This window comes from Geoalkalibacter sp., from assembly GCF_030604225.1.
GTDB lineage: Bacteria > Desulfobacterota > Desulfuromonadia > Desulfuromonadales > Geoalkalibacteraceae > Geoalkalibacter.
Map to the genome: position 1 here is coordinate 1 of NZ_JAUVWH010000022.1, position 17,408 is coordinate 17,408.

General features: G+C 65.8%; 12 protein-coding genes. 5 read left to right on the top strand and 7 right to left on the bottom strand.

What is annotated here, in order from left to right:
- A partial coding sequence (locus QAT43_RS04310) for a putative bifunctional diguanylate cyclase/phosphodiesterase (RefSeq protein ID WP_305041811.1) occupies nt 1–1,980 on the bottom strand: 1,980 nt, incomplete at its 3' end.
- Between the two features lie 240 nt (nt 1,981–2,220).
- On the opposite strand from QAT43_RS04310, the gene QAT43_RS04315 reads away from it, so the two are divergent.
- The 5 genes from QAT43_RS04315 (at nt 2,221) to QAT43_RS04335 (ending at nt 10,224) form a co-directional block, all read left to right on the top strand.
- Nucleotides 2,221–3,375: an ABC transporter substrate-binding protein gene (locus QAT43_RS04315; RefSeq protein ID WP_305041812.1), complete on the top strand. Its 1,155-nt coding sequence runs from the start codon at nt 2,221–2,223 to the stop codon at nt 3,373–3,375.
- Entirely contained in the window at nt 3,362–6,484 is a 3,123-nt protein-coding gene (locus tag QAT43_RS04320) for an ATP-binding protein (RefSeq protein ID WP_305041813.1), read from the top strand. The genes QAT43_RS04315 and QAT43_RS04320 overlap by 14 nt, the downstream gene beginning before the upstream one ends.
- 85 nt (nt 6,485–6,569) lie before the next feature.
- Nucleotides 6,570–9,389 (top strand): GPMC system transcriptional regulator, encoded by a 2,820-nt coding sequence (locus tag QAT43_RS04325; RefSeq protein ID WP_305041814.1) that lies wholly within the window; start codon nt 6,570–6,572, stop codon nt 9,387–9,389.
- 163 nt (nt 9,390–9,552) lie between these two features.
- Complete coding sequence (locus QAT43_RS04330; RefSeq protein WP_305041815.1) at nt 9,553–9,990, top strand: HIT domain-containing protein; 438 nt, start codon at nt 9,553–9,555, stop codon at nt 9,988–9,990.
- Between the two features lie 9 nt (nt 9,991–9,999).
- Nucleotides 10,000–10,224, top strand: a complete 225-nt coding sequence (locus tag QAT43_RS04335; RefSeq protein WP_305041816.1) for a LapA family protein — start codon at nt 10,000–10,002, stop codon at nt 10,222–10,224.
- A gap of 7 nt (nt 10,225–10,231) precedes the next feature.
- Here QAT43_RS04335 and QAT43_RS04340 read toward each other — a convergent pair whose 3' ends face one another.
- The 6 genes from QAT43_RS04340 to hemA all read right to left on the bottom strand — a co-directional run bounded on the left by QAT43_RS04340 (nt 10,232) and on the right by hemA (nt 17,401).
- A complete protein-coding gene (locus tag QAT43_RS04340; RefSeq protein WP_305041817.1) occupies nt 10,232–11,518 on the bottom strand; it encodes a M16 family metallopeptidase in 1,287 nt (428 codons plus the stop codon).
- 23 nt (nt 11,519–11,541) lie between these two features.
- On the bottom strand, nt 11,542–12,249 hold the full coding sequence (locus QAT43_RS04345; RefSeq protein ID WP_305041818.1) for a DUF2270 domain-containing protein: 708 nt from the start codon (nt 12,247–12,249) through the stop codon (nt 11,542–11,544).
- A 150-nt stretch (nt 12,250–12,399) separates the two neighbouring features.
- Entirely contained in the window at nt 12,400–13,374 is a 975-nt protein-coding gene (hemB, locus tag QAT43_RS04350; RefSeq protein ID WP_305041819.1) for a porphobilinogen synthase, read from the bottom strand.
- A 64-nt stretch (nt 13,375–13,438) separates the two neighbouring features.
- Nucleotides 13,439–14,983, bottom strand: a complete 1,545-nt coding sequence (gene cobA, locus QAT43_RS04355) for a uroporphyrinogen-III C-methyltransferase (protein WP_305041820.1) — start codon at nt 14,981–14,983, stop codon at nt 13,439–13,441.
- A 76-nt stretch (nt 14,984–15,059) separates the two neighbouring features.
- Entirely contained in the window at nt 15,060–16,022 is a 963-nt protein-coding gene (gene hemC / locus QAT43_RS04360; protein ID WP_305041821.1) for a hydroxymethylbilane synthase, read from the bottom strand.
- Nucleotides 16,023–16,087: 65 nt separating this feature from the next.
- Nucleotides 16,088–17,401, bottom strand: coding sequence for a glutamyl-tRNA reductase (gene hemA / locus QAT43_RS04365; protein ID WP_305041822.1), 1,314 nt, complete (start codon nt 17,399–17,401; stop codon nt 16,088–16,090).
- Between the last annotated feature and the right edge of the window lie 7 nt (nt 17,402–17,408).

Consider the following 17,408-nt stretch of genomic DNA (forward strand, 5'->3'; position numbering starts at 1 on the left):
GCCGAGGCTGCGGGCCATGGCGATGATGGTGCGGCAGATGGTGGCGTTTTGCGGATTGAGGTCGCAGTCCATGACGAAGCTTTTGTCGATCTTGATCAGGTCGAAGGGGAATTTCTGCAGGTAGCTCAGGGAGGAATAGCCCGTGCCGAAATCGTCGAGGGCCAGCCGGTAGCCGCGCTCCTTCATTTTGCCGAGCACCCGCCCGGCTTCCTCGACATCCTTCATGATCAGGGTTTCGGTGATCTCGAAGGTCAGCCGCGCGGGATCGACGTTGTGGGCCGTGACGCCGCGCTCGATGGCGGCCAGGCAATCGGAGGCATGAAACTGGCGGGGCGAGAGATTGATCGACAGGTGCAGCCCGCTCGTCCCTTCCTCCCGCCAAAGACTCAGCTGGCGACAGCCCTCGCGGATCACCCATTCGCCCAGGGGACAGATGAGATTGGTTTCCTCGGCCAGGCCGATGAAGCGATCCGGGTAGAGCAGCCCCAGCACCGGATGCTGCCAGCGCACCAGGGCCTCGGCGCCGACCAGCCGTCCCGTGGCCGCCTCGAACTGCGGCTGGTAGTGCAGCAGAAACTCATTGCGTTCCAGAGCGCGGCGCAGATCGCCCTGGAGCATGAGGTTCTCCGTGGCGCGCTGGTTCATGCCCGGATTGTAGAGCTGATAGCTGTTGGGCCCCATCTCCTTGCTGCGTGCCAGAGCCGCCTCGGCGTTTTTCATCAGCACGTCGACGGAGGTGCCGTCGTGGGGAAAGAGCGCCAAGCCGAGGCTCGCCGTGAGGTAGATTTCGCGCTGGTCGATGCGGTAGGCGGGATTGAGGGCTTCGAGCAGCTTGAGGGCGACGCGCGCGGCGTCCTCCTCGCCGTGCAGATGCGGCAGGGCGAGCAGAAAGCTGTCGCCCCAAAAGCGCGCCACGCTGTCTTCCTTGCGCAGGGCGGCGCTCAGCCGCCGCGACGTTTCCTTGAGCACCTTGTCGCCGAAGCCGTGGGCGAAGGCGTTGTTGATGCGCTGGAACTGGTCGATGTCGAGCACCGCCACCGCCACTTTCTCGCCGCTGCGCTGGGCGTGGGCCATGGCCTGGCCGAGGCGGTCGCGGTACAGAATCTGGTTGGGCAGGCCGGTGAGGGAATCGTAGTAGGTCAGGCTGTGAATGCGCTCGTCGGCGGTCTTGCGCGCCGTGACGTCCTCGGCCACCTTGAGGAAATGCGTGATGCGCCCCGCGCCGTCCTTGACCGGCGAGATCACGGCGCGCTCCCAGTAGTGCTCGCCGTTCTTGCGGCAGTTGAAGAATTCGCCGCGCCATTCCTGCCCCTGGCGAATGACCTCCCACATCTCGCGGTAGAATTCATCCTGGTAGGTTTGGGATCTGAGCAGCCCGGGCGAGCGGCCGACGACCTCCTCGGGGGCGTAGCCCGTCGCCTCGCTGAAGGCCGGATTGACATACTCGATGCGCCCATCGAGATCGGTGATCACCACCAGGCTGGGGCTCTGCTCGATGGCGCGGGAGAGCTTGCGCAGGTGCTCCTCGCTCTCGCCGAGTTTTTTCTCCGTCGCCGCCAGCCGCCGGCGGGTCTCCACCCGGTCGCAGGCCTGGGCCACCACGGTCGGCAGCAGGGCGAGAAAGGATTCGTCCTTGACCAGATAATCCAGGGCGCCGAGCTTCATCATGTCGACGGCCACGCGCTCGTCGCCGTTGCCGGTGATGACGATGAAGGGCACCTCGCGCCCGGCGGCCTGCACCTGCTCGATGAGAGTCCGCCCGCTCATGTCGGGCAGATTGAAATCGACCAGCGCCAGCAGCGGTTCGTGAGCGGCCAGCCAATCGAGGGCCTGGCGACCGGATTCCACCACCGCGACGCCAAATCCGGCGCGGCTCAGCAACCGCTCGACGATGCGGGCAAAGCCCTGGGCGTCCTCAACGAGCAGCAAGGTTGCGCCGGCGGTTTGCGCGACAAGCTCCTCGGAGTTTTCAAGTACCATGCGTGAACTCCTCGCCACGCCTGCCGCGGGGGCCGCAGACGCTTTTTCCGGTTGGGAACGCTCCCCCTAAAGGATTAAGTTGAATTTAATTTTATTTTTGTTAATAATCAAGAAAAAATATGATCGGCGCAGTCCGCGCAACCTGTTCCTGCCTCAGGGAGCGGTTAAGCTCATAGCCTATTATAAATTACAGCCGCCCTTGCCATGCGTCCATTGTCGTCGCAGGAGAAATCGCTCGACATGAGAAATTGTTCCCGACATACCGCCCCGGGAAAAAGGTTCGTCCTCCTGGTGTGCTGCATCCTGGCGGTGATTCTGTCGATCGCCCCCGGCTGTCGCCGCCAGGAGCCCATCCCCATCGGTTTTCTCGGCGGGCTCACCGGGCGGGTCGCCGATCTGGGCATCGCCGGGCGCGACGGGGCGATCCTGGCGGTGGAAGAGCGCAACCGCGCCGGCGGCATTCACGGCCGGCTCCTGGAGCTGCGCATCGCCGACGACGCCCAGGACGAACTTACGGCCCGCGCCGCCCTGCAAAAGCTGCTGGATGAGGGCGTCGTCGCCGTCATCGGTCCCATGACCAGTGCCATGGCCCTGGCGGTCCAGCCCCTGGCCGACGCCCACCGCACCCTGCTCCTCGGCCCGACGGTGAGCAGTGACGAATTGAGCGGTCGCGACGACTACTTCCTGCGCACCGCCTCGACCAACGCCCAGGGCGCCAGACTCCTGGCGGAACATGCCGCCGTGGCCCTGGGCTTGTCGCGCATCAATGTCCTCTATGACCTGGGCAACCGCTCCTACTGCGAGAGCCTGTACCTGTCCTTTGCCCGGGAATTCGCCGCCCGCGGCGGGCAGGTCGCGGGAGTCCTCACCTACACCAGCGGATCCGAGATCAACTTTCTCGAACTGGCCCGCCAGGCCACGGAGGACGCGCAGGCGCTTTTCATCATCGCCAACGCCCTGGATACGGGGATGTTCGCCCAGCAACTGGCCAAGCTTGGTCGGCCCCTCCCCCTCATGACCGGGGAATGGGCGGCCACCGGCGACATCATCGAATACGGCGGCGAAGCCGTGGAGGGTTTGACGTTTTTCAACACCTTCGATCCCGGGCATGCCTCGCCGGCCTACCGCGGGTTCCGTGCCGCCTTTGACCGACGCTTCAACTACGACGGCGGCTTCGCCGCCGCCCATGCCTACGACGCCACCCAACTGCTGATCCGCGCCCTGGAACAAAATCCCCACCGGCAGCACCTCAAGGAAACCCTGCTGAACATGGGCAGCTTCCAGGGGCTACAGACCGAACTGCGCCTGGATGCCTTTGGCGACGCGATCCGGCCGCATTTTCCCATGACCATCCGCGATGGACAATTTCAGGCCGGCGACCGTGTTCAAGACTAGGGACAAAACCTTGCGCGGCGCCCTGCTGTGGCGGCTGGTGCTTATCGCCCTGGTGCCCATCCTGGCGGTTGGGCTGTTGAGCCTGTACTATCTGCAGCGCTCGTCCCTGGAGGCGAGCACGGCCCGCAACCAAGCCTTCAGCCGCGCCCTGGCGGCGGAGGTCAGCGCCTTTCTCGGCCAACCCCGCGCCGGGCTCGAGGAGATCGTCCGGGTGCTGGAGAGCCTGCCGCCCGAGGACCAGCAGGTCATCGACGGCATTCTTTCCAACACCGTGCAGTTTTCCCAGCTCTTCGATTCCCTGCTGATGCTCGATGCCCAGGGCGTCGTCACGCGCGTGGCCCTCTCCAGCGCCATGCCCGGACAAGCGCGGGACTATCTGGGCCTTGATCTCTCGCGTCGCCCCGCGGTGCGCGAGGCGCTGGCCAATCAGGTTCCCGTCTGGTCGGAAACCCTGCATTCCCTGCTCACCGGCGACCTGGCCCTGACCCTGAGCATCCCGGGCAAGGATTTCGTGCTGATGGGCAATTTCAGCCTGCGCCGCCTGCACCAGATCGTGGCCGGTCTCGCGGCGGATCCGGGCATGGAACCGGCGATCTTCGACAGCAAGGGCAACCTCATCTTCCATCCCGATCGCGAACTGGCCCGCCAGCGCCTCAATCTCAGCACCCTGGAGCCGGTTGCCGCCGGCCTGCGCGGCGAGGAAGGCGCCTTTCGCTTTCGTTGGCACAACCGCGACTACCTGGGCAGCCTCACCCGCCTCAAGGAACCCGCCTGGCTGATTCTGGCGGCGCAGCCCGTGGAGCAGATCTCCGCCCAGACCCTGGGCCTGACCCGCCTGTTTCTCGTCGGCATGATGGTGGCCATCCTCCTGGCCCTGGCGACGGCGCGGATTCTCGCTCGGCGCCTGACCCAACCCCTGGCCGCGCTGGCGCAAAGCGCCCGAGCCATCAGCCGGGGCGATTACCAGGCTGCCCTGCCGGGGGTGGAACACAGTGAAATCAATGACCTGGCCACCGCCTTTCGCGACATGAGCGCCGCCATCGGCGAGCGCGAACACGCCCTGCGGGCCAGCCGCCAGCGTTTCCAGCAGTTGTTCAACAACACCAACGACGCGATTTTTCTCCACCACATCACCGAACAGGGCGAGCTCTCGACCTTTCTTGAGGTCAATGACGTCGCCTGCCGGTTGCTCGGCTACAGCCGCGCGGAACTGCTTGACCTCTGCCCCACGGACCTCAACCCCATGCATCGGGACAACCCCGCCGTTCTGGAAGACGTCCTGAGCTCCCTGAAGCATCAGCGGCGCGCTCTTTTCGAGGCCCGCCTGCTGCGCAAGGAAGGCGCCCCGGTGGACGTGGAGATCAACTCCCACCTCCTGGAGATCGAGGGACAGAGCACCATCTTGTCGGCCGCCCGCGACATCAGCGAACGCAAACATGCCGAGCAGGCCATCCACGCCCTGGTGCAGGGCACCGTCGGCACCAGCGGCGCCGAATGCTTCGAGCGCATTCTCGTCGAGGTGTGTCGCTGGCTTGACGCCGACGGGGCGACCCTCGGCCGCCTCGGCGAGGACGGCCAAAGCCTCATCCCCCTGGCCTCGTTGCTCGACGGCGTGACCCAACCCTGCACGCCCTATCCCCTTGCCGACACCCCCTGCGCCGAGGTATTCAAGACCGGCTTCTGCTTTTTCGCCGAAGGGGTGCGCACTCAGTTTCCGCGAGATGAGTATTTTGTCGAACTGGGCGTCGAAGCCTATCTGGGCACGCCCCTGGTCGCCTTGGACGGCCAGTCGGTGGGCCTGCTCAACGTCCTGTCGCGCCGCCGCATGCGCCTGCCGGCCCGCGCCCGCGAAACCCTGGCGATTCTCGCCGCCAAGGCGGTGAGCGAAATCGAGCGCCTCGATCGCGAAGCCGAGCTGGCGCGGGCGCGCACCGCCGCCGAGGAAGCCAGCCAGGCCAAGAGCCGCTTTCTCGCCAACATGAGTCATGAGATCCGCACGCCCATGAACGGGGTGCTCGGCATGCTCGAGGTGCTGCGCGACTCCCCCCTGTCCCCGGCCCAGCGCGACATGCTTGAGTTGGCGAGCAACTCGGCCGAATCCCTGCTGCGGGTCATCAACGACATTCTCGATTTCTCTCGCATCGAGGCGGGCAAGCTCGACATCGCGGAAGTGCCCTTCGACCTGCGCGCGGTGGTGCAGCAAGCGGTCAAGGTTCTGGCGCCGCGCGCCGGCGAGAAAAACCTCTCCCTGCAGCTTGTTTTCAGCTCTCCCCTGCCCGACCGGGTGATGGGCGACCCGGGTCGTCTCCAGCAGGTGCTCATCAATCTGGTCGGCAACGCGGTCAAGTTTACCGAGCGGGGCGAAGTCCGCATCGAGGTCAACCTTGAGGCATCCCCCCTCGGCTCCTGGCATGAACTGCGCTGCACGGTCAGCGACACCGGCATCGGCATCCCCGAGGATCGCCGGCATCTGCTCTTCGAGAGCTTCAGCCAGGTCGACACCGCCTTGTCCCGACAGTTCGGCGGCACCGGCCTGGGCCTGGCCATCGTCAAGGAGATCGTGGAGAGCTGCGGCGGCGCCATCTGGGTCAACAGCAAGCCCGGCCGTGGCAGCAGCTTCACCTTCACCCTGCGCCTGCGCCCGGTGGATGCCGGCGCCGTTATGCCTTGCGCTCCGCCGCCGGAGTTGCCGCCACCGCCGACGGAGCCTGGCGCCGCCCCCAGAATCCTGGTCGCGGAGGACAACCCCGTCAACCAGCTGCTGACCCGCCGCCTGCTGGAAAAACGCGGCTGGCAGGTGCTGACGGTGGCCGACGGCGTCCATGCCATGGCCGCCTGGCGGCAGGGCGGGATCGACCTGATCCTCATGGATGTGCAGATGCCGGGCATGGACGGCCTGAGCGCCACCGCCGCCATCCGCGGCCTGGAGGACGAGGGTGGGCGGCGCGTCCCCATCATCGCCCTCACCGCCCATGCCTTCAAGGAGGACGAGGAGCGCTGCCTGGCCGCCGGCATGGATGCCTACCTGAGCAAACCGATCAAGGCGAACGAGCTCTACGCCACCTGCGAACGTCTGCTCCGCGCCGCTCCGCCGCCCCCCGCCGCCTGAGGGCCGCGCCGCCGGGCTTTACAAAACCGGCGACGGCACCTAGAATCATGCCACCCCAACGTGCCGCCACCCCCCGGAGACCCGCATGAGCGCCCTGCAACCCTCGCGCATCGCCAATCTGTCCGTCAAGATCCGCAGCTACGGCAAGGAGAACCTCGAGGACATCCTGCACGTGCTGGTGGAGGCGGTCGCCCTGCTCACCCAGCAGTCGCGCTGCCGCGTCTACCTGGAGGATCTCTCCAGCGGCGCCCTGGTGTGCGCCGCCGCCACCGGACCCTTCGGCGACATGATCCGGCGCAAGTCCTTTCCCATCAACAGCGCGGCCTTCGCCGTCTCGCGCGTCTACATCACCCAGGAGGAGTTGATCCTCGAGGATGTCGCCACCTCCTCGACGCCCTACGCGCGGGAACTGGCGGAGAAATTCAACATCGTCTCGAGCTACCTGACCCCGCTCATCCACAACGGCCGCTCCCTGGGCGTGCTGTGCGTGGACAGCGGCCGCCTCGGCCAGATTCCCGAACTGCCCCAGCGCCAGCAGCTCAAGAACTTTCTCGGCGAGGTCATCGCCCTCATCGACCAGGCGCGCAAGCACCACCAACAGATCGTCCTGGCGCGTCTCGTCGATCAGGCCAAGAAGCGCGAGGCGGCGCTCTACATGGTCAAATCGGCGGTGCTGCTCATCGACAAGCTGGCCCTGGCCTCGGTGCTGGTGCCCGCCCCGGCCGGCACGCGCGACGAGCCGGGCTTGCGCATCCTCGCCTCCTACTCCAAGGAAAAGGAGGCCAAGCGCCTCTACGAGGACGACAAGCTGGTGAGCCTGGGCCCCGGCGAATCCCTGCTGTCGCGCTACATCAACGCCGCCGGCTTCATCACCGATGATCAGCTCCTCGCGCCGACCTACTTTCCCGATCTCGAATCCGAGGCCCTGCAGAAGCGCTATCTCACCGAGGAGCTGGGTCTCAAGTCCCTGTATCTGGTGCCGCGCTACGAGCCGCGCACGCGCCGTGTCATCTGCGTGGTCAACTACTACACCCGCGAGACCTACCAGTTCAGCGACTTCGAGCGCGGCCTGCTCGAAGCCCACGCGGAAATGGCCCAGCGCGCCATCGAGGAAATCGGCGGCCAGCACATGGAAATCCAGGTGCTCGCCGAAATCAACGATCTGCTCCAGGAGCGCTTCGAGGGCCTGCAGCCCTTTCTCAACCGGGTGCTGTCCAAGGCCACGGAGCTCATCGGCGCCGACACCGGCAGCATCGCCCTGGTGGAGCAGATCGACGACCGCAAATGGCTCATGGTGGAGGATGGCGAGGGCCGCCTGATGGGCGCCAAGAGCAAGGAGTGGCTGAAGAAGAACATCCCGCCGATTCGCATTGGCGCCTTCGACCTGCCCCCCGGCGAACGCAGCCTCACCGGCTATGTGGCCGCCACCGGTCGCCCCCACCTGGTGGGCGACACCCTGGAGGAGAAGGCCGCCGGCGGCTTCTACCGCGAGATCACCGAGACCATCCGCAGCGAGATCGCCGTGCCGGTGATATGCGAGGGCGAGGTGATCGCGGTGATCTGCCTCGACAGCCTCCAGCCCCATCATTTCACCGACGAGCACCGGCGCATCCTGATGATCATCGAGCGCATGATCTCGCGCCACATCGCCGATCAGCGCCGCATCGAGAAGCTCACCACCGAGGTCCATCGGCTGCGCTCCGACGTCGGCTACAAGGATCCCAAGGTCAGCTCCTACAAGCTCGGCAACATCATCGGCAACTCGGCCAAGGCCATGGAGATGGTGGAGTTCATCCAGAAGATCACCCCGCCCCTGGCCAACCGCATCGCCTTCTGGAGCCAGAGCAGCATCCAGGAGGCGACCCTGGGCCTGCCCTCCATCTTCATCACCGGAGAGACAGGCAGCGGCAAGGAGTTTTTGTTCAATAACATCTACTCGCGGCTCAACGAGGTCTACAAGGACAAGATCCGCCCGGGCATGGAGCTGCCCCTGAAGAAAACCAACATCGCCGCCTACAGCGGCGATCTGACCTACTCGGAACTCTTCGGCCACAAGCGCGGCGCCTACACCGGCGCCCACGCCGACCGCCAGGGAATCCTCGAGGAGGCCCACGGCGGCGTGGTGTTCCTCGACGAAATCGGCGACGCCGATCCCAAGACCCAGGTGCAGCTGCTGCGCTTTCTTGACAACGGCGGCATCGTGCGCCTCGGCGAGAACCTCACCCGCTACGCCCGGGTGGTGCTGGTGGCGGCGAGCAACAAGAACCTGCGGCACCTCATCGCGCAGGGTCTGTTTCGCGAGGACCTCTACCACCGCCTCACCGAGCTGACCATCGAGGTGCCCTCCCTCAACGAGCGGCGCGAGGACATCGCCGACCTGGCGGTGCACTTTCTCGGCCAGCTGTTCCGCGTCTACAAAAAGCCCGAGGAAGGCGACGCCGACCTGCCGAGCCTGAGCCGCGGCGCGCGCGAGGTGCTCGTCGCCCACCACTACACCGGCAACATCCGCGAGCTGCGCAGCATCCTGCTGCGCGCCCTGATCTTTCGCCGCGGCGCGACGATCAGCGCCGAGGACATCCGCGCGGTGCTTCCCGGCGCGCCGGCGAGCGGCGCCGGAGAGCGCACCCAGAAGCTCGCCGACGCCCTGGCCGACGAGATCTACGAGGAGTTGCGCGGCGGGACCGGCACCTTCTGGGACGCCCTCTACCAGCCTTTTTCCAGCAACCGCCTGACCCGCGAAACGGTCCTGGCGGTGGTGGAGCGCGCCCGCGGCGAAGGCGCCTCCACCATGCCCAAGCTGGCCCTGGCGCTGCGCGCCTGCGACCCGAAAAGCACCGACCCCGAGGAGAAAAAAACCTTTTTCCGCTTCAAGAACTTTCTTTACAAGACGATCCGGGTTTCCTGAACCCAAATGGGACACGGATCAAATCTGATCAGGGCGGATTAAAGCTCAAACGACAAACCCGCCTATCCTCGCCGCTCCATGCGATGACATGGTTTTTCGGTGTATCCGCCTTGATCAGATATGATCCGTGTCCCCAGGCCTTTCATTCTTTCGAGGATCTCCCATGTTCCAACTCCATCCCCAGCTCGAAGCCGACACCATCCTTCTTGGCGACTTTCCCCTGTGCCGCCTGCTGCTCATGAACGACGCCGCCTATCCCTGGTTCATCCTGGTGCCGCGTCGCGCCGGCATCCGGGAAATCTACGAGCTCGACGACGCCGACCAAGGGGCGCTGCTGCTGGAGTCCTCGTTTCTGGCGCGGCGCCTGGCCGAGGTGTTCGCCGCCGACAAGATCAACATCGCCGCCCTGGGCAACCTGGTGCCGCAGCTGCATGTGCATCACATCGTGCGCTATACCGGCGACCCGGCCTGGCCGGCGCCCGTGTGGGGGCGTTTTCCGGCGCGGCCCTACGCGCCGCCGGAGCTGGCGGCCATGCTGCTCAGGGTGGGAGAGGTACTGGCGGAGGGCACGGAACGGGTGGATGATCAGGAGGGGAACTGAGGTGCGCGGATGAAGCAGGTGAAAGTGTTGGCCGCGACGATCCTGGCCCTGCTGCTGGTGGTCGTCATCGTGCAGAACGCCGCGCCGGTGGAGGTGCGCGTCCTGTTTCTCGCCTTCACCCTGCCCCAGGCGGTGCTGCTTTTCCTGGTCGGCGCGAGCGGTTTCATGCTCGGCATCCTCGCTGCCCTGCTGCTCGGGAAAAGGGGCGCGTCCAAGGCGCCTCCCCAGCCCTGAGGACGGATCAGACGCGAAAGCTTTTCAGCAGGCGGTTGACCCGCTTCTTGATGTCCCCGCGCCAGGGGCCGACCACCGCCAGGCGCGCCTGACCGGGACTGAAGATGGCGCGGGCGGTCTCGCGCAGCAGCTCCGGGGTGATGGCGGCGATGTCCCGCCGTTCCTGCTCCAGGGTGCGCAGGCAGCCCAGGGTTTCCCCCCAGCCATAGCGCGCCGCCAGCTCCTCGGTGAAATCCCGACTGAATTCAAGTTCATAGAGAAAGGCGCGCACCACCCCCGCCAGTTCCTTCTCGGGAACCAACGTCACGCACAACTCCTCCAGCAGGCACAGCACCTCACCGATGGCCTGCTCCAGGTTGCCCGGCACCAGGGACAGGTCGATGCCGAAGGAGCCGGTTTCAGCGGTCTGCATCAGCTGTGCCTCAACCCCGTAGGTCAGGCCCAGCTCCTCGCGCAGGCGCAGCATCAGCCGCCCGCTGCCGCCCCCGGACAGCACCCGCCGCAACACGCGCAGCGCCAGGCTGTTGCCCCGCTCGCGCCCCGGCACGCGAAACGCCAATTGCAAGGAAACCTGCGAATCGCTCTCGCGCACCCACAGGGACTGGGGGCTGGGCGCCGCCGCCTCGGCGAAGCGCGGCGCGGCCGGCGCCTCCTCGCCCCGCCAGGCGCCGAAGTGGCGCTCCACGGCGGCGACGAAGGCCGCGTGCTCCACCCGTCCGGCCGCCACCGCCACCAGGTTGCGCGGCGTGTAATAGGTGGCCAGGTGCCGGTGCAGATCCTCCAGGCCGATGGCCTCGATGGTTTCGCGGCTGCCGATGGGCGGCCGCCCCAGGGGATGCTCGGGCCAGAGCAGCCGGGCGCAGAGAGTGTCGGGGTTGATCTCCTCGCCGCGGGCGTTGAGATCCTCCAGGGCCTCCTCGAGGATCACCCGCCGCTCGGTCTCCAGATCGCGCAACAAGGGCCGCAGCAGCATGGAGGCGAACAGCCCCGTGGCCTCGTCGAGGTGCGCGGGATGCAGGCGCGAATGATAGCAGGTGGTTTCGATGTCGGTGGCGGCATTGACGTAGCCGCCGATGGCCTCGAAGGCGCGCTCCAGGTCGGGGCCGGTAGGATAGTCGCGGTTGCCGCGAAACAGCATGTGTTCAAGAAAATGGGACACCCCGGCCACCTCGGGCGCCTCATGGCGGCTACCGACGCCGACGAAGAACATCATCTCCGCCGAATGCAGATGGGGCATGGGCACACTGAGCACTCGCAGGCCGTTGGCCAGGGTGCTTTTTTCATATTCACTCATGAGGGGAACCGTTGGGGATGGTGTCAGGTTTCTTCAAGGCTGCTCTTGGCGTCCTGCTCGCTCCCGGCCACGCCGAAAAAAATGTCGCGCCCGCCGCGCTTGCGCCGACCGATGACGAGAAACACCAGCAGATGCAGGAAAAACACCGCGATAAACGTCAGCACCAGCCAGCCGGGGATCTCGCCGAGGGCTGCCTGGCGCAGATACTGCTCCCAGGTTTCGGCGCCGACGGGATGCAGCTTGATCTTGAGCAGCCAACCGGCGATGAGCACCAGGAACAGATAGATGTAATTGGAATAGATGCGCCGCCCCAGGGCGTAGACCCGAGCCATTTTGTACTGGGGATGGCGCAGATCCGAGGCCAGTTCGGCCAGCCAGTAGGCGCCCTCCTCCAGGCGCAGGCGGCTGGTCAGCACGCCATAGATGAAATTCTGGTTGAGCAGCCGCACCCGGTATTCGTAGGCGTCGTAGAAACGGTAGCGGCGCGCCTCGACGAACAGCAGGATGTAGGCGATGGCGATGCCGAACAGGAAAAAGGCATGGGTAATCTCCGGGTGGGAAAAACCAAAGCCGAGAAAGGCCGCCGTGGTTCCCACCGCCCAGTTGGTGGTGCGGTCGAGGCGCGTGCGCCAGGCGAGGCTGCGCGTCACCTCGGCCCGGTAGTAATGCACCAGGGCGGTGATGGTTTCGCTGCGCGTGAGCTTGTCGCCGCTGCCGGAATCCTGGGACATGAATCAACCGCCGCTGAAAATCACCGTTAAGGGCAACCACGAATGGTACGAATGAACACGAATAACCAAGACCTCATTTTCTTGGAGTTTACCAAAAATCCCAGGCCATGATTCGTGTTGATTCGTGCCCATTCGTGGTTACAGAGCTTGCTAGCCTTTCAGCAACCGTGCCGCTTCCTTGGCGTGGTAGGTGATGATCAGATCGGCGCCGGCGCGCTTCATGCCGACCAGGGTTTCCATCATCACCCGGTCATGATCGATCCAGCCATTGGCGGCCGCCGCCTTGACCATGGAATACTCGCCCGAAACATTGTAGGCCACCAGGGGCAGATCGAAGCGCTCGCGCAGGTCGCGCAGGATGTCGAGATAGGCCAGGGCCGGCTTGACCATGAGGAAATCGGCGCACTCCTGCACGTCGAGGGCCGCTTCGCGCAGGGCCTCGCGACGATTGGCCGGATCCATCTGGTAGGAGCGCCGGTCGCCGAACTGCGGCGTCGATTCAGCGGCGTCGCGAAACGGACCGTAGTAGGCGCTGGCGTATTTCACCGCGTAGCTCATCACCGGAATCTGACTGAAGCCGTTGGCGTCGAGAAGCTCGCGAATCGCCGCCACCCGCCCGTCCATCATATCCGACGGCGCCACGATGTCGGCGCCGGCGCGGGCATGGGAGAGAGCCTCGGCGGCAAGCAGCTGCAGAGTGGCGTCGTTGTCCACGTCGCCGTCCTTGATCACGCCGCAGTGGCCGTGATCGGTATATTCGCACAGGCACACGTCGGTGATCACCGTGAGTTCGGGCACCGCCTGCTTGATGGCGCGGATGGTCTCCTGAATGATGCCGCCATCACTGTAGGCGTCCTGGCCCACGGCGTCCTTGGCTTCGGGAATGCCGAACAGAATCACCGCCGGAATGCCCAGCTCGCGCACGTCCCGCGCCTCGGCGACGATGTGCTCGATGGACTGCTGGTAGATGCCCGGCATGGAGGCGATCTCCTTGCGGACGCCCGAGCCGAAAGCACTGAACATGGGATAGATGAGATCCTCGACGCGCAAATGGGTCTCGCGCACCATGCGCCGCAGGTTGTCGTTGCGGCGCAGACGCCGCGCGCGGTATTCGGGAAAGAACATGAGGGGCTCCTTTAGGGTCAATTATCCGTCGCCGACCGGGGACCGGTCACCTTTTTTGAGAATATCAGTCCTGGGCAAAACGCAAGGGTTTATCGCGAAAATAGTCACCGAGGGCGACGGCCAGATCATCCAACGTGGCGGCGGCCGGCTCGACATCGACCCTCAGGCCGAGCTTGCGCGCGGTGGCGGTGGTGGGCGGGCCGATGGAAGCCACCGTCACGCCGGAGAGTAATGACGCGGCGTCCTCACCCAGCATGCGGACGAAATTCTCGACGGTGGAGGAGGCGGTGAAGAGCACCGCGTCCAGGGCGCGCTGCTCCAGCAGGCGCCGCAATTCCGCGCCCCCGGTTTCGGGCAGGACCGTGCGGTAGAGCACCGGCGCGCTGACCTCGGCGCCCAGGGCGCGCAACTCGCGGGGGATGAGCTCGCGCGCCAGTTCGGCGTGGGGATAGAAAATGTGGCGGCCCGCCACGCCCCGGGCGGCGAGCAGCGCCACCACGCCTTCGGCCTGATAGTTCTCGGGCACCAGGTCGGCGGCCAGGCCCTGCGCGACCAAGGCGGCGGCGGTTTTCGGCCCCACCGCCACGATCTTCACCCCGGCCAGGGCGCGCAGGTCGCGGCCGCAAGCCCGCAGCCGCTCCAGGAAAAAGCGCACCGCATTGGCCGAGGTGAGAATCAGGTAATCGGTCCGCGCCAGGGCGGCGATTCCCTCATCCACCCCCTGCCAGTCCAGGGGGGCGACGGTGGCGATGGTCGGCACCGAGACCACCTCGGCGCCAAGCTCTTCGAGTTGTGATTGAAAGGCTCCGGCCTGCTCGGCGCTGCGGGTTGAGAGCAGGCGCCGCCCGAACAGGGGGCGCTGCTCGAACCAGGCGAGATGGTCGCGCAACGCCACCACCTCGCCGACGATGATCACCGCCGGCGGCTTGAAGCGCGCCGCCGCGACCTTGGCGACGATGTCGGCCAGGGTCCCGGTCAGGGTGCGCTGGCGCGGGGTGGTCGCCCAGCGCACGATGGCCACCGGCGTCTCCGGCGGGCGGCCGTGGCGCACCAGCTCGCGCGCGATCAGCTCCAGGTTGGCCATGCCCATGTAGAACACCAGCGTGCCGACGCCGGTGGCGAGCTTCTCCCAGTCGAGGGAGGACATCTTCTTTTCGGGGTTTTCATGGCCGGTCAGCAGGCCGAGACTGGTGGTGTAGTCGCGATGGGTGAGGGGAATGCCGGCGTAGGCGGCGGCCGCGAAGCCCGCCGTGACCCCCGGCACCACCTCGAAGGCGATGCCCTGGTCACGCAGGTAGAGGGCCTCCTCGCCGCCGCGCCCGAAGACATAGGGATCGCCGCCCTTGAGGCGCACCACGGTCTTGCCGGCTTGCGCCCGCTCGGCGAGCAGGCGATTGATGTCCTCCTGGGGACGATGATGCAGGCCGCGCGTCTTGCCGACGTAAATGCGCTCGGCCGCGGGCGGCGCCTCGTCCAGCAGCCGGGGATTGGCCAGGTAGTCGTAGACCACCACCTCGGCCCGCCGCAGGCACTCGCGGCCCTTCACCGTGATCAGCCCGGGATCGCCGGGCCCGGCGCCCACCAGATAGACCCTGCCGCCCTTGGTCATGCCTGAAAACCAGACAGGGGCGCTGCCTGCCGCGCCCCTACGGAAAATTCAACCATTGCGTCCATTCCCAGACAACTCAGACGTCCTCGCGGTCGCGGTTGAAGGTCTCGTGCTGGTAGACTTCGTTGAGAATCTTGTCGGCGCCCATGATCAGCAGATCCTCGGCCAGGGACACGCCCAGCTGTTCGGCCTCGGTCGCCGGCCCGCTGAGGGTCTTCTTGAGGAATTTCCGCCCATCGACGCTCGCCACCAGGCCGGTGAGCCGCACCTGATCGCCCTCGACGGTACCAAAGGCGGCAATCGGCACCTGGCAGCCGCCCTCGAGGTGGCGCAGCAGGGCGCGCTCGGCCTTGACCGCCCAGGCGGTGTCGGGATGGTTGAAGAAATCGATAAGGGCGTTGATTTCCGCATCATCCGTGCGGCTCTCCAGACCCAGGGCGCCCTGACCGATGGCGGGCAGCATCACGGAGGGCTCGAGGTATTCGCTGATCTGTCCGACGAAACCCAGGCGTTTCATGCCGGCGGCGGCCAGCACCACGGCGTCGAGATCCTCCTCGGTGAGCTTGCGGATGCGCGTCTCGACGTTGCCGCGAATATCGAGCATGCGCAGGTCGGGACGCTCATGGAGCATCTGCGACTTGCGCCGCAGGGACGAGGTCCCGACGCGCGCGCCCTGGGGCAGATCGCGCCAGCCGGCGACGCCGGGGCGCAGGATGACGATGTCGCGCGGATCCTCGCGCTCGGTGATGCAGCGCAGGGACAGCCCCTCGGGAAAAATCGTCGGCACGTCCTTCATGGAGTGCACGGCGACATCCACCTCGCCGCGCAGCATGGCCTCCTCGATTTCCTTGACGAACAGGCCCTTGCCGCCGACCATGGCGAGGGGCACGTCGAGAATCTTGTCGCCCTGGGTCTTGATCTTGGTCAGGGTCACTTCCAGATCGGGATAGCGCTCTTCAAGACAGCTCTTGACCCAGTTGGCCTGCCACAGGGCCAGTTGGCTGGCGCGCGTGCCGATCCGCAGAATTTTCTTGCTCATCGCTTGGTTCGCTCCTGGTTTGGGTAGAGGCGCACCGCGTGCGCCCCGGCGGGCATCGTCCGCCCCTACATTTCATCGATCTTGGCGCGCTCGGTCTCGGCATTCTCGCCGGCGACCGGCGGCAGATTGAACAAAGTGCGCAGCGCCTCGACGTAGCCGTCGCCGGCGGCGTTGTTCTGCGCGCTCTTGAGCACGGTGATGGGCTGGTGCAGGGCCTTGTTGATGATGGCCTGGGCCATGGCCTCGATGGCCTGGCGCTCCTTGCCGTCGAGATCCTTGAGATTGGCGAAGGTTTTTTCCAACTCGGCCTGGCGGATCTCGTCGAAGCGCTTGCGCAGGGCGACGATGGTCGGCACCACGTCGAGGCCGCTCATCCACTGATGAAACTGACCGATTTCCTCCTCGACGATAGCCTCAGCCTTCTTCGCTTCCTTGTGCCGCTCCTTGAGGTTGGACTGCACCACCCCCTGGAGGTCGTCGACGTCATAGAGATAGCAGTTGTCCACGTCGTTGATCTTGGGGTCGATGTCGCGCGGCACGGCGATGTCGATGAAGAACATGGGCTTGTGGCGACGCTGCTTGATGACCTCCTCGACCTGGCGCTGGTGCAGCACGTAGTTGGGCGCGCCGGTGGAGGCGAGGACGATGTCGACGCGATGCAGGTTGTCGGCGAAATTCTCGAAGAGGATCGGCTTGCCGTTGAATTCCTGCGCAAGTTTCACCGCGCGCTCGTAGGTGCGGTTGGTGACCAGCACCTGGGCGACGCCGTTGGTGACGAAGTGGCGCGCGGCCAACTCGCACATCTCGCCCGCGCCGATGAGCAGCACCGTCTTGTCCGTCAGGGTATCGAAGATCTTGCGCGCCAGTTCCACCGCGGCGAAGGACACCGATACGGCGTTGCTGGCGATCTGGGTCTCGGTGCGCACCCGCTTGGCCACGGAGAAGGCCTTGTGCAGGAAGCGGTTGAGGATCACTCCGGAGGTCTTGTAGTCGCAGGCATAGCCGTAGGCGGTCTTGATCTGGCCGAGGATCTGCGGCTCGCCGATGACCATGGAATCGAGGCTCGACGCGACGCGAAACACGTGGCGAATGGCATCAGGCCCGGACAGGTCATAGAGGTGCGGTGCCAGGACGTCGGCGGCCAGGCCGTGATACTCGGCCAGAAAGCGCTTGAGCTGCGCCGTCGCGGCTTCCACGTCGCGGCTGGTGGCGTAGAGCTCCACGCGGTTGCAGGTGGACACGATCACCCCTTCGGTGACCGCGGGAAGCGCCAGCATCCGTCGCAGGGGCTTTTCCATGGCGGTCGGCGCGAACGCCACTTTTTCGCGGATTTCAACGGGGGCGGTCTTATGACTGAGCCCCACAACGAGGATATTCATGCGACCT

Coding starts and splice junctions, on each gene's coding strand:
- QAT43_RS04315 (WP_305041812.1), top strand. CDS start 2,221: ATGAGAAATTGTTCCCGACATACCGCCCCGGGAAAAAGGTTCGTCCTC.
- QAT43_RS04325 (WP_305041814.1), top strand. CDS start 6,570: ATGAGCGCCCTGCAACCCTCGCGCATCGCCAATCTGTCCGTCAAGATC.
- QAT43_RS04330 (WP_305041815.1), top strand. CDS start 9,553: ATGTTCCAACTCCATCCCCAGCTCGAAGCCGACACCATCCTTCTTGGC.
- QAT43_RS04335 (WP_305041816.1), top strand. CDS start 10,000: ATGAAGCAGGTGAAAGTGTTGGCCGCGACGATCCTGGCCCTGCTGCTG.
- QAT43_RS04340 (WP_305041817.1), bottom strand. CDS start 11,518: ATGAGTGAATATGAAAAAAGCACCCTGGCCAACGGCCTGCGAGTGCTC.
- QAT43_RS04345 (WP_305041818.1), bottom strand. CDS start 12,249: ATGTCCCAGGATTCCGGCAGCGGCGACAAGCTCACGCGCAGCGAAACC.
- hemB (WP_305041819.1), bottom strand. CDS start 13,374: ATGTTCTTTCCCGAATACCGCGCGCGGCGTCTGCGCCGCAACGACAAC.
- cobA (WP_305041820.1), bottom strand. CDS start 14,983: ATGACCAAGGGCGGCAGGGTCTATCTGGTGGGCGCCGGGCCCGGCGAT.
- hemC (WP_305041821.1), bottom strand. CDS start 16,022: ATGAGCAAGAAAATTCTGCGGATCGGCACGCGCGCCAGCCAACTGGCC.
- hemA (WP_305041822.1), bottom strand. CDS start 17,401: ATGAATATCCTCGTTGTGGGGCTCAGTCATAAGACCGCCCCCGTTGAA.